The sequence below is a fragment of the Citrobacter gillenii genome (assembly GCF_013337685.1).
Lineage (GTDB): Bacteria > Pseudomonadota > Gammaproteobacteria > Enterobacterales > Enterobacteriaceae > Citrobacter > Citrobacter gillenii.
This window is the reverse complement of the sequence record NZ_SUQN01000005.1, coordinates 98,434-110,343: the sequence shown is the minus strand read 5'-3', so window position 1 is coordinate 110,343 and position 11,910 is coordinate 98,434. Positions and strand designations below refer to the sequence as shown.

The 11,910-nt window shown below is 51.2% G+C and carries 13 protein-coding genes; 5 read left to right on the top strand and 8 right to left on the bottom strand.

Features of this window, described 5'->3' with window-relative positions; genetic code table 11:
- Positions 1–109: 109 nt before the first annotated feature.
- The 4 genes from araH to FCH32_RS12670 all read right to left on the bottom strand — a co-directional run bounded on the left by araH (position 110) and on the right by FCH32_RS12670 (position 4,603).
- On the bottom strand, positions 110–1,096 hold the full coding sequence (gene araH / locus FCH32_RS12685) for an L-arabinose ABC transporter permease AraH (RefSeq protein WP_096757468.1): 987 nt from the start codon (positions 1,094–1,096) through the stop codon (positions 110–112).
- A gap of 14 nt (positions 1,097–1,110) precedes the next feature.
- Positions 1,111–2,625: an L-arabinose ABC transporter ATP-binding protein AraG gene (gene araG, locus FCH32_RS12680; protein WP_174361000.1), complete on the bottom strand. Its 1,515-nt coding sequence runs from the start codon at positions 2,623–2,625 to the stop codon at positions 1,111–1,113.
- Between the two features lie 114 nt (positions 2,626–2,739).
- Entirely contained in the window at positions 2,740–3,729 is a 990-nt protein-coding gene (locus tag FCH32_RS12675) for an arabinose ABC transporter substrate-binding protein (protein ID WP_115258798.1), read from the bottom strand.
- Between the two features lie 316 nt (positions 3,730–4,045).
- Positions 4,046–4,603 (bottom strand): DJ-1/PfpI family protein, encoded by a 558-nt coding sequence (locus tag FCH32_RS12670; protein WP_115258799.1) that lies wholly within the window; start codon positions 4,601–4,603, stop codon positions 4,046–4,048.
- Between the two features lie 501 nt (positions 4,604–5,104).
- Here FCH32_RS12670 and FCH32_RS12665 point away from each other — a divergent pair.
- Positions 5,105–5,608, top strand: a complete 504-nt coding sequence (locus tag FCH32_RS12665) for a non-heme ferritin-like protein (RefSeq protein WP_115258800.1) — start codon at positions 5,105–5,107, stop codon at positions 5,606–5,608.
- A gap of 80 nt (positions 5,609–5,688) precedes the next feature.
- Here the strand turns inward: FCH32_RS12665 and FCH32_RS12660 are convergent, their stop codons facing one another.
- Entirely contained in the window at positions 5,689–5,940 is a 252-nt protein-coding gene (locus FCH32_RS12660) for a DUF2766 family protein (RefSeq protein WP_096757473.1), read from the bottom strand.
- 127 nt (positions 5,941–6,067) lie between these two features.
- On the opposite strand from FCH32_RS12660, the gene FCH32_RS12655 reads away from it, so the two are divergent.
- Complete coding sequence (locus FCH32_RS12655; protein ID WP_137399681.1) at positions 6,068–7,489, top strand: MFS transporter; 1,422 nt, start codon at positions 6,068–6,070, stop codon at positions 7,487–7,489.
- 34 nt (positions 7,490–7,523) lie between these two features.
- Here the strand turns inward: FCH32_RS12655 and FCH32_RS12650 are convergent, their stop codons facing one another.
- Positions 7,524–8,162: an RpiB/LacA/LacB family sugar-phosphate isomerase gene (locus tag FCH32_RS12650; protein WP_115258802.1), complete on the bottom strand. Its 639-nt coding sequence runs from the start codon at positions 8,160–8,162 to the stop codon at positions 7,524–7,526.
- A 269-nt stretch (positions 8,163–8,431) separates the two neighbouring features.
- Between FCH32_RS12650 and FCH32_RS12645 the strand changes: the two genes are divergently transcribed.
- Positions 8,432–8,767, top strand: coding sequence for a YecR-like family lipoprotein (locus FCH32_RS12645; RefSeq protein WP_117341916.1), 336 nt, complete (start codon positions 8,432–8,434; stop codon positions 8,765–8,767).
- A gap of 193 nt (positions 8,768–8,960) precedes the next feature.
- On the top strand, positions 8,961–9,458 hold the full coding sequence (gene ftnA, locus FCH32_RS12640; RefSeq protein WP_096757477.1) for a non-heme ferritin: 498 nt from the start codon (positions 8,961–8,963) through the stop codon (positions 9,456–9,458).
- Between the two features lie 45 nt (positions 9,459–9,503).
- Here the strand turns inward: ftnA and FCH32_RS12635 are convergent, their stop codons facing one another.
- Complete coding sequence (locus FCH32_RS12635) at positions 9,504–9,743, bottom strand: YecH family metal-binding protein (protein WP_096757478.1); 240 nt, start codon at positions 9,741–9,743, stop codon at positions 9,504–9,506.
- A 213-nt stretch (positions 9,744–9,956) separates the two neighbouring features.
- Between FCH32_RS12635 and tyrP the strand changes: the two genes are divergently transcribed.
- Positions 9,957–11,168, top strand: coding sequence for a tyrosine transporter TyrP (gene tyrP, locus FCH32_RS12630; RefSeq protein WP_115258804.1), 1,212 nt, complete (start codon positions 9,957–9,959; stop codon positions 11,166–11,168).
- A 29-nt stretch (positions 11,169–11,197) separates the two neighbouring features.
- On the opposite strand, the gene FCH32_RS12625 is transcribed toward tyrP, so the two are convergent.
- Positions 11,198–11,863: a YecA/YgfB family protein gene (locus FCH32_RS12625; protein WP_096757479.1), complete on the bottom strand. Its 666-nt coding sequence runs from the start codon at positions 11,861–11,863 to the stop codon at positions 11,198–11,200.
- Positions 11,864–11,910: the final 47 nt, after the last annotated feature.

The following is an 11,910-nucleotide window of genomic DNA, read 5'->3' as shown; positions in this document are numbered from 1 at the left end:
TATAAGTATAGACAGTGTGACCGGGCTCGCCATTTGCAAAAACAATCGCCAGCCGGTATAGCGGCTGGCGATTGGGAGAAGCTAAACTAAAAAGTTGGCCGTTAAATCATCAAATAGTACGCTTCGCTTTTTGCTTGTAGCGGTCGAAGATCACCGCCGCCAGCAGGATTAGGCCACGGACAACGTACTGGGCAAACGGAGAAATGTTCAGCAGGTTCATTGCGTTTTCAACCGTCCCGAGGATCAACACCCCGGCTACCACATATGAGATTTTTCCGATGCCACCTTTCAGCGAAACGCCCCCCAGCACGCACGCTGAAATCACTATCAATTCATAGCCAATAGACGTCATTGGCTGGCCGCTGGTCATACGCGACGCCAGAATAATCCCCGCAACGGCCGAGACCAAACCGGAAAGAATGAAGATAATAATCTTCGTACGGACAACCGGAACACCTGCCAGACGCGCCGCTTCTTCATTACCGCCAATAGCCAGCGTGTTACGCCCAAAGGTGGTTTTATTCAGCAGTAAGCCAAAAATAATGAAGCAGCCAACGGTTAACCAAATAGGCGCAGGCAGACCCAGCCAGTTCGCATAGCCGAGGGCGAAGAAGCGCTCATCTTCGATTCCAACCGCTTTACCGTCAGAGATAATGTAGGCCAGACCGCGCACAATCTGCATGGTCGCTAGCGTGGTAATCAGCGCGTTTATTTTTAAACGGGCAATCACGAAGCCGTTCACCAGGCCGCAAAGAACCCCCAGCAGCAACCCGGCGGCGACGCCTATCCACAGACTTTCGGTCATGTTAATGACCACCGCGGTGGTAACCCCGGCACAGGCAATTACAGACGCAACGGAGAGGTCAAAGTCGCCGGAGGCCAGGCAAAACAGCATCCCACATGCGACCATTCCCGACATAGAAACCGCCAGGCCCAGCCCCTTCATATTAATAAAGGAGGCAAAGTTCGGCACAAAGAGGGCGCACACCAGAAACAGCACGGCGAACACCACCAGCATCCCGTACTGATCCCAAATTCTGCCAAGATTAAGCGCTGATTTGGTTGCGCCAGAACCCGATGTAGAAACGGAAGACATCATACTCTCCTTATTCAGGCTACAGCCTGGCTGACTTTAGGCATAGCAAGGCTCAACGCCTGACGCTCATCCGCCTGTTCGTGGAGCAACACACCGGCAATTTCACCTTCTCTCATCACCACAATACGGTCGGCGACGCCAAGAACTTCCGGCAAGTCACTGGAGGCAAACAGCACGGCAACACCGCGCGCCGCCAGGGCATAAATAACGTTATAAATTTCATGCTTCGCGCCCACATCGATGCCGCGCGTCGGTTCATCGAGCAAAATCACCTTCATATCTTCCGATAACCAGCGGCCGAGAATCGCCTTCTGCTGGTTACCACCAGAGAGGTTCATGATCAGCTGCTCTGCTCCCGGCGTTTTAATATTGAGTGAGCGGATATGGTGGTCAGCGTTAGTCTCTTCCCAACCGTTGTTAATCAGGCATCCGCCCAGAACATGTTTACGCCGGGCGCTAATATTGATGTTGTTACGAACCGAATGGACCGGAATAATTCCTTCGGCTTTGCGGTCTTCCGGGCACAGCATCATGCCGGCCTCAATCGCGTGGCTGGGTTTGCGGATATCAATCGGCTTTTCATCAATAAACACCTGACCTTCGGTGATTCGTGTTCCGCCAAACAGTCCTTTCATCAGTTCGCTACGCCCGGCCCCGACCAGACCAAACAGCCCAACGATTTCACCGCTGCGCACCGATAAACTGATCGGCGTACGCACGCCTGGCGCTTTAACCGCATGCAAGCGCAGGCGTTCTGTGCCATACGGTCGAGATTTCCAGCCGTAGATATCGCCGAGGTCACGCCCCACCATGGCCTGCACCAGCGCCTCGTGATCGACCTGCTGCATATCGGTAAATGTCTTAACGTACTGCCCATCTTTAAACACGGTAATCGCATCGCTGAGGGCGAAGATCTCTTCCATACGGTGCGAGACATACAGAATGATGCGCCCTTCGTTGCGCAGTTCGCGAATAACGCGGAACAGATTCTCTATCTCTCTGGCGGAAAGCGAGCTGGTCGGCTCGTCAAATGCGATGATTTTGGCGTTACGCGCCAGCGCTTTGGCAATTTCCACCATTTGCCACTGCCCAATGGAGAGATATTTCAACGGCGTGGCCGGATCGATATCCATCCCCAAATGTTTTAGCTGTAAACCGGCTTCGTAGTTCAGCAGCGAGCGGTTCACAATCCCACCCTTGTGGGGCAGTTGGCCTAAGTAAATATTCTCGGCGACGGTCATTTCCGGCACCAGATGCAGTTCCTGGTAAATAATGGCGACACCGGCGTTCAGCGCGGTGGTGGTGTCCGCAAACGAAACCTCCTCGCCGCGGATCACCAAAGAACCCGTCGTTGGCGCATAGTTACCGCTGAGAATTTTTAATAATGTTGATTTCCCGGCGCCATTTTCACCCATCAGTGCATGCACCTGACCGGCATAGCAGTCAAAGCTAATATCCGTTAGCGCCTTAACGCCAGGGAAGGTTTTGCCAATGCCGCGAAATGAGAGATACGGGGTAGACTGTTGCATAACGTCTCCGTGAATCTAATCTGTTGCCGGATAGCGGCGTTGCCTTATCCGGCCTACTGAGGGCGTAATGTGTTGGCCGGATAAGAGACATTTTGTCTTATCCGGCATGACGTATTACTTGCCACCTAACCCTTTTTTCGCCAGCTCTTCTTTGAAGTTATCGCGGGTGATCAGCACCACATCTGTCACTTCAGTAAATGCCGGCGGCTCTGCCCCTTTAGTCACCCAGTTGTAAAGCATTTCACTGGATTTATAGCCGTGTACGTCCGGGCTTGGCAGCAGTGAGCCGTAGAAGCCGGTCGCTTCACCTTTAGACAGTTCGCTAATCGCATCGACGCCGTTGATGCCGATACCAATCACGTTTGGTGCTTTAAAGCCCTGCCCTTCGGTCGCACGCACGCCACCCAGCACGGTGTTGTCATTCATGCCGACAATCAACCAGTGTTTAACTTCAGGATGCTGAACCAGCATGGAGTTCGCGGCGTCGAATGCGCCGGGGATATCGTTAGATTTGGTCGGAACCTGATAGATCTGTTTTTCCGGGAAGCCGGCCGCTTTGAGCGCGTCCATTGAACCGGACGTACGACGACGCGCGGTATCAAGTTCGTTGGCGGTTATCGCCATCACGGCAGAAGATTTCACATCCCAGCCGCGTTTTTGCATTTCTTTGTACAATTCCTCGCCCTGACGCTCACCAATTTTAGTGGCCGCCATCATCACCAGCGGCACGGTGTCCATCGGCTTACCTTTGGCGTTGGCAAACTGGTCATCGACGGCGATCACTTTCATGTCATAGCCACGCGCCTTTGCCATAATCGCAGGCCCGAGCTTGGGATCCGGCGTACAAATAACAAAGCCTTTTGCGCCACTTGCCGCAAGGCTGTCGATGGCATTCAGGGTTTTCTCACCATCCGGGACGGCAATCTTAATCACTTCAAAACCAAGGTCTTTACCGGCTTTATCCGCAAATTTCCATTCAGTCTGGAACCAGGGTTCTTCCGGCTGCTTGACCAGGAAACCGAGCTTCATGGATTCAGCGATAGCGGATTGTGACATAACGGCAGCCAAACCGATGGCCGCCAGCGCTTTAGTGAATTTGTGCATGGTTAACTCCAGCTTTAACGTTCTTTTATGTAGGGTAAAATCAGACGATTTTTTGTAATTCGGACGTAAAACAAGGCATTACCTTTTATTGATAAGATCAATGCCAGTGCTGAGAGTAGTTGTAGCGGGAAATTGATTCTCCATAAGAGAGCGGCATCACACCACAGAATTACAGTAATTGCGTACATAAATTCAGTGGGAAATGACATAAAAAAACACGGTTTTTTTGGTGGGGAAAATGAGGCGCAGCAGATTAATCCATAACGTCAGTCAGTGAATCCTTGTTCCCGAATACACACATTCGGGAACGCAATGATTACCAGGGGTAATAAATATGTTCGGCATGGTCGCGAACAGGGGCATCATCTTCCAGCAGACGAGCAGAAACGGCAAAAGCAAAATCAAAAATATGACCTAAGCCTTTGCCGCTGATCAGATTGCCATCTTCGACTACCGGCGCGTCGATGTATTCACCCTCCGTGACGTTTTGCCACAAATCCCCTGAGCACACGTAGCGACGGCCCTTCAGCAGGCCGTTGCCTCCCAGAACCCGGGCGGCGGCCGAGCACACCGGACAAATCAGTTTTCCGGCGGCATCATGACGTGCAATAAACTGGACAACCGCATCGCTGGCGGCAAGATTCACGCTGCCCTGCGGCCCACCGGGTAACACGACGGCGTCATACATCGTCTCCAGGCGGGCAGCCAGGGTGCTGTCAGTGACCATCGGAATATCGTGATAGCTCACTACCGCACGGGACTCGGCGCAGGCCAGCGTCTCAACATCAATATGCAGACGGCGAAGAATATCGATGGTGACAATGGCTTCAGCCTCTTCAAAACCGGGTGCCAGCAGCACCGCGACCTTTTTCATACTTAACTCCTCGATTTATCCACATCAACCAAACCATAAATATCGAATTATTAATGTCATTTGATTAATGCAATTCAGTAAAATTGATCAGGCTCAAAAAAAACGTCAAATATTGAGAACTCGCATCGAGGATACCTTGTCGGAAAATTTAATTTTGTGATATGAAACGCCATTTCATTATCTTTATTTAACTTTAACAACTTTAAAATCAGTTCGTTACATTCACTCCCGCTATACATCAAAATATTAAGAGCAAGAATATCCTTATAACAATATGTAAAAAAACATAAATATGAAGATTTAAGGATTTTCTTATGCGTGAGCAGGCGCTATGCTTATTTTCGATCGGCATAGAATTGCCTCAGTGATCATATAAAGGACCGGCAGAACGGATTTATTCTGCTAACAGTATTACGTGTACGTAGATGTAAAGTGCAACGGCAGCCCGTTGTACTGACGTGAGTAACGTACATTTTCCTTTCTGGAAATAAGGATATTGATATGGCTGCAGTTGGAATTGTTCACAAACTCAACACCCAAATGAATCTTGAGTTTTATGCATCAAACCTCTACCTTCACCTTAGTGAATGGTGCTACGAGCACAGTCTGACCGGCACCGCAACGTTTCTGCGTACGCAGGCACAGAGCAACGTCACGCAAATGATGCGCGTGTTTAATTTTATGAAAAGCGCGGGTGCCAACCCCATTGTCAAAGCCATCGACGTGCCAGGCGATGAGTTGACGTCTCTTGAAGACTTATTTCAAAAAACGCTGGATGAATATCAACAACGAGCCAACACACTGTCACGCTTAACAAATGAAGCAGAAGCATTGAACGATGCGCCAACCGTTGATTTTCTTCACGATCTGGAAAAAGAGCAGCAGCAGGATGGTGTGCTGTTGCAAACGATTCTTGATGAGGTTCGTAGCGCCAAACGCGCCGGACTGTGTATGGCGCAAACGGATAAGCATCTGCTAAACGTCGTTAACCACCAGCATCACTGATACTCGGCACTACCCTGTCTGCGCCTCTGTATCCAAGAGGCGCAAAAAAACCTTTCTAAAACCTGAAACAACGGTTTATTTTAGTGAGACTCACTTTGCGGCGTGAACTTCAGTTCGATCAACGCAACGGCTTTTTGAATAGCGCGCATCGTAACCGGATCGCCACCTGCGGGATGACTGGAAAAATCGATGCTTTTCAGCTGGCTGGACATTTTTTCCCGCACTTCGACCGGGGCAATGACATCAATAACATCCAGAATTTGCTTAATAACCAGCTGGCAGGCAACAACGTCCGAGAGCAGTTCCTGATCGGCATTCAGTGTTTGGGACATAATGAGCTCCTTATAGAAAGGTTGTCATAGTACCCATTCAGCGTGCGAAACGATAGCAGTGCGGAGAGTACAGCTGCACTGAAAATAAAAAGATCCCGTGAATTTCATTTGAGATGGCAAGCACAACATGAGTAACGATGTAGCGGTTGAGAATAAACGTGGCCTCTCCCCGGCGGCCTTGCTCGTTGCCGGGGCTTTTTTTATGGAGTTTATCGATGGCACGGTCATCGCCACCGCCCTACCCGATATGGCAAAAAGCTTTGGCGTTGAGGCGGTCGATCTCAACATTGGCATCAGCGCTTATCTGATCACCCTAGCGGTTCTGATCCCTGCCAGCGGCTGGATTGCCGATCGCTTCGGCGCGCGTAAGGTATTTAGTCTGGCGCTGACCATCTTTACCCTCGCCTCAGTGCTGTGCGGGTTATCTACCAGCCTCGAAAGCTTTGTAGCGATGCGTATCCTACAGGGAGTGGGCGGTGCACTGATGGTGCCGGTTGGTCGCCTCGCGGTGCTGCGCACCACGCCAAAGCACCAGTTAATCACTGCCATTGCCACCCTGACCTGGCCGGCATTAGTCGCCCCTATCATCGGTCCCCCGCTCGGCGGGTTTATCACTAGCTATGCCAACTGGCGCTGGATCTTCTTTATTAATGTCCCGTTGGGATTACTGGCGATAGCCCTGGCGTTACGCTTCATCCCCGATATCCATGATGATGAACGCCGCCCCTTCGACATCCCCGGCTTTATTGCCACCTCGGTTGCCATGGTTAGTCTGGTGTATGCCATGGAGTTATTGGGCGCACAACAGCCTCAAGGCTGGCTAACTGCTGGCCTACTTACGCTTGGGGTCGTCACCTTTCTGTTCGCTTTGCGCCATTTTCGCCATGCTGCCTGGCCGATGATTCGTCTCGATGCCCTGCAGGTCCCGACGTTTCGCGTCACGATGTACGGCGGGTCGCTGTTTCGTGCGTCTATCAGCGCGGTACCCTTTTTGCTGCCGTTGATGTTTCAGGTCGGCTTTGGCATGAACGCCTTTCATGCCGGCTCATTAGTGCTGGCGGTGTTTGTCGGCAATCTGACGATCAAACCTGCGACTACGCCGTTGATTCGCTGGCTGGGCTTTAAAAAGCTGCTGTTGATTAACGGTGCGCTGAACGTACTGGCGCTACTGGCCTGCGCGTTGATTACCCCGCAAACGCCAGTGTGGGTGATTTTACTGGTGCTGTATCTGGGCGGCGTGTTCCGCTCGATCCAGTTTACCGGTGTCAGCACGCTGGCCTTCGCTGATGTTCCCGCCTCGCAGATGAGCTACGCCAATACGCTGTTCAGCACGGCCACGCAATTAGCGGTAGGGTTAGGGATTTCGCTGGCGGCAATTGGCATCAGAATGGGTGATGAAGTCAGCAAGTGGCTGGCGCTGAGCCATGTGCCCGGCATTAGCTTCCGTCTGGCCTTTGTGGTAATTGCTATTATTTGCCTGATCGGCATGGTGGATACGTTGCGGCTCACTCGCGACGCAGGCTGTGCGGTGTCAAACAAGAACCGATAAGCCCGGACAGCGTGCGCCGCCGGGCAAACAGCATTTAGCCAATGATTTCACGGACAAACGCTTCAATCGCTTTGTCCTGGCAGTTTTCAAAGAAGCACTGCTGGAAACGCGGGCCGGATACAGCCGTTTTCACCAATTCAGGATCGATAGCGCGCAGAGTATCAAGATAGTTTTCTTTGACGACCGCCGCTTTAACCTGATTCAGAATACCGGCGTTACGCACCTGTGGCTCTTTACGCTCCGGCGGATAACCCTCGCCGTTACGCCCCGTGAAGGCTTTTTCGAACATATAGCGTACGTTCAGCTCTGCGCCCCAGCCGAAACCTTTCGCAAACGCCAGGGAGAGCGCATTACCGTTGTTGATTTGTGCGAACAGGAACGCATCTGCCGGGTCGAGGCAATAGCCGCACACGACGCCCGGATGGATATTCAGCGACATCATGGCGCCCTGACCCGTACCGCAACCGGTGACGACAAAATCGACAGCTTTAGAATTGAGCAGAATGCTGGCCATAATACCAAGATGAATATAGGTCAGATGATGGTCATTTTCATCGCTCATACCAACGTTAAACACCGGGAAACCTTTCTCATCAGCAACGGCTTTAAGCTCGTTATGAATGATCGCGTTTTTGCTTGCCTGGCTGTTTTCCATCATCAATGCAATTTTCATTGTGTCTTCTCCTGAATACGTCGCGGGGGTTCCGCCATGAGTCATAACATTCAGGCCACATTACTATTTTGCAAACTCACTTTCAAATTTAATGAAATTTAGTTTTAAAAAGTAATGATGTGCTCACATTTTTCCTTTGAAACAACCGATTTGCCTCATGCCGAAGACGCCGTTGTGATTACTTGCAGGTGATCGTTAAGTTATTCAGGCCATTGTCAGGCCGCAGTGTATGCAAGGATAGCCTATCACCGAACTTTCAGAGCGATATCATGAAGACCCTAATCCTAACCCTATTGCCGCTCGTGCTGACGGGATGCACTATCACTAAACAGGCACAGGTCAGCGAAGCCAGCCCTATCACCGGTGTAGTGCGCTTGACTTACAACCAGGCCATGCTGCAGACGGCTCGTACCGACGATTATGTTGCCCAGGGTACGGCGACAAAGGAATGTCAGCGGATGGGATACGCCAGCGCGGTGGCGTTTGGCCAACCGGTTGCCACCTGCAGCGTTTATGCCGGTTCCTTGTGCATGAATACCACCATCACGCTCGCCTGGCAGTGCCACGGCGTCGCCGTCCCACAATCCCCCTCTTTTAATTACTAATATGCAGACCAGCATATTGCTGCTGGTCTTTTATTACGCCGGGTTTATTTTTACGATCTAATATCGTTAATGCGTTTTATTCCCATTCGCATTTTTAATAATTAAAATTATTATTTTACCTTTTGCAAATAAATAAATAACAAATTATAGTGATGCCACATCAATATATAATTACCGTTCGTGGAGCAGAACCATGCTGAAAACAGAAATGATCGACCAACTGAATGAGCAAATGAATCTTGAATTATATTCATCTCTGCTCTACCAACAGATGAGTGCGTGGTGCAGCTATCACAGCTTTGAAGGCGCCGCCGCGTTCCTGCGTCGCCATGCACAGGAAGAGATGACGCATATGCAGCGTCTGTTTGACTACCTGACCGACACCGGCAGCTTGCCGTGCATTAATACCGTGCCATCACCGTTTGCTGAATACGCGTCACTGGATGAACTGTTCCGCGTTACCTATGAACACGAACAGCTGATCACCCAGAAAATTAATGAACTGGCGCATGCGGCAATGACCCATCAGGATTATCCGACCTTTAATTTCCTGCAATGGTATGTTGCCGAGCAGCACGAAGAAGAGAAATTATTTAAATCGGTTATTGATAAATTAACGCTGGCAGGCAAAAGCGGTGAAGGTCTTTATTTCATCGACAGAGAACTGGCCACGCTTGATACACAGAATTAATTCTGTTGGCTAACGGTGGCGCTATACTACCGTTAGCCAGGAATATTAATGGCGGCAGATCTTACTTTCGTGCGTAGAGAAGCCGTCGTCTCTGGCAATAAACTTCCCCTTCGCTGCTAAGAACGCCACCAGCTCAGCCGCCGTCATGCCCTCAGCAGAACAGGTATGAAAACGTGCCTGCTCGCCAAAACGTGCTGTAATCGCCGCTTCAAGGCTGGCATTTGAATACTGTTCGCCAGACTCAATCATCATGTTGAGTACTTCGTGGCCGTGAATAGATTCCATACATTCTCCTCAATAAAGCCCATAGCCTAATGTGAACGGCTTTATGCTGCTTTGCGCTAACGCAGAAAAATGTCATCTGGAATACATCTTAACCACCCACCAAGTGTAAATATAATTATACACGTATTGTAACGGTCATTTGACGAAAATAGCGTTATGCCTTACTCTGCGCCGCAGATACAACTGTTGACTATCTCTGGGACAGAGGAAAGCGTGAAGAATAGAACTCTGGGTAGTGTTTTTATCGTGGCGGGAACCACGATTGGCGCCGGTATGCTGGCGATGCCATTGGCTGCGGCGGGCGTGGGATTTAGCGTCACGCTGGTGTTGTTAGTTGGGCTATGGGCACTGATGTGCTACACCGCGCTGTTGCTGCTCGAAGTGTATCAGCATGTCCCGGCAGACACCGGACTCGGCACACTGGCAAAACGCTATCTCGGTCGCTACGGACAGTGGATCACCGGCTTTAGCATGATGTTTTTGATGTATGCGCTCACAGCGGCGTACATCAGCGGTGCGGGTGAACTTTTGGCCTCGAGCATCAGTGATTGGACCGGCACCAGCATATCCCCAACGATGGGCGTATTACTGTTCACCTTTGTTGCCGGGGGGGTGGTATGTGTAGGCACTTCATTGGTTGATCTGTTCAACCGCCTGCTGTTCAGCGCCAAAATTATTTTTCTGGTCGTTATGCTGGCGTTGCTGATGCCGCACGTCCATAAAGTCAATCTCCTCACGCTACCGCTGCAGCAGGGTCTGGCGCTTTCTGCCATTCCGGTTATCTTCACTTCATTCGGTTTTCACGGCAGCGTTCCCAGCATTGTCAGCTATATGAACGGCAATATCCGTAAATTACGCTGGGTGTTTATTACCGGTAGCGCCATCCCGCTGGTCGCCTATATTTTCTGGCAGTTGGCCACACTCGGCAGTATCAACTCATCAACCTTTATGGGGCTGCTCGCTGATCATGCGGGCTTAAACGGTTTATTACAGGCGTTACGTGAAGTGGTGGCCTCACCGCACGTTGAGCTGGCAGTGCATCTGTTTGCCGACCTCGCACTGGCGACCTCCTTCCTGGGTGTGGCGCTGGGCTTATTTGATTATCTGGCTGACCTCTTCCAGCGCCGTAATACTGCAGCCGGAAGACTGCAGACCGGCATAGTGACATTCCTGCCGCCGTTGGCCTTCGCCCTCTTCTACCCGCGCGGGTTTGTCATGGCACTGGGATACGCAGGCGTGGCCCTCGCGGTGCTGGCGCTGCTGATCCCGTCGATGCTGGTCTGGCAAAGCAGAAAACACAATCCTCAGGCGACGTATCGCGTTGCCGGCGGCGCTCCGGCACTGGCACTGGTGTTTATTTGCGGTATTGTGGTGATAGCGGTGCAGTTTTCAATTGCGGCAGGACTGCTGCCAGAAGTGGGTTAAAAAAAAGGGGGCTTAATGCCCCCATTGTCTTAGTGCAGACAGCACTGCTTATATTTTTTACCGCTGCCGCACGGGCACGGATCGTTACGTCCTACCTTGGCATCGACTTTAACCGGTACCTTCGCCGGGGCTTCCTGCGGGTGCGCCATCCAATACGCGTGTAGATCCAGCGCCGCCAGACGGATAGCCTCAACGCTCTCTTCAAACGCCTCTGGGGTCAGTTTTTCCACCACCTCGAAGTTTTCTTCCGTCCCGTGCAGCGCAATCGCCTCAAGCGCGGGTTTTAACGAATCCGGTAATGTGGACCAGTCAGACAACGCCACACCGCGCATATAGCCAAAGCACCACTCTTCCACAATCGTCAGCTCATGGCCTTCAATTTCGCGCAGGCCAAACAACGGTTCAAACTGCTCCGGGAATTCATCCAGACGATCGGCAGTATCCGCCATGTGCTGAAACGCCAGGTTCATAAAACGCGCCATTTCTTTTTCGGATGACCAGCGAGGGACATACTGCGCGCCGCCCCATATCGCGACCAGCCACTGCTCTGGCTCAATTTCAAAAGGTGAACTGAGCACTGCCGTCAGCAAGCCGTCCAGCTCTGAGACATCCAGAATCGCTTTGTCGGTATTGTACTTGGTCAGTACATCATCCAGCCATTCCAGCTCGCTCTCGTTTAACGGTCCCGTTTTCATAACGCTTTTCCTTAGTCAATAATTCCTGCCTGTGAGTATCTTACATG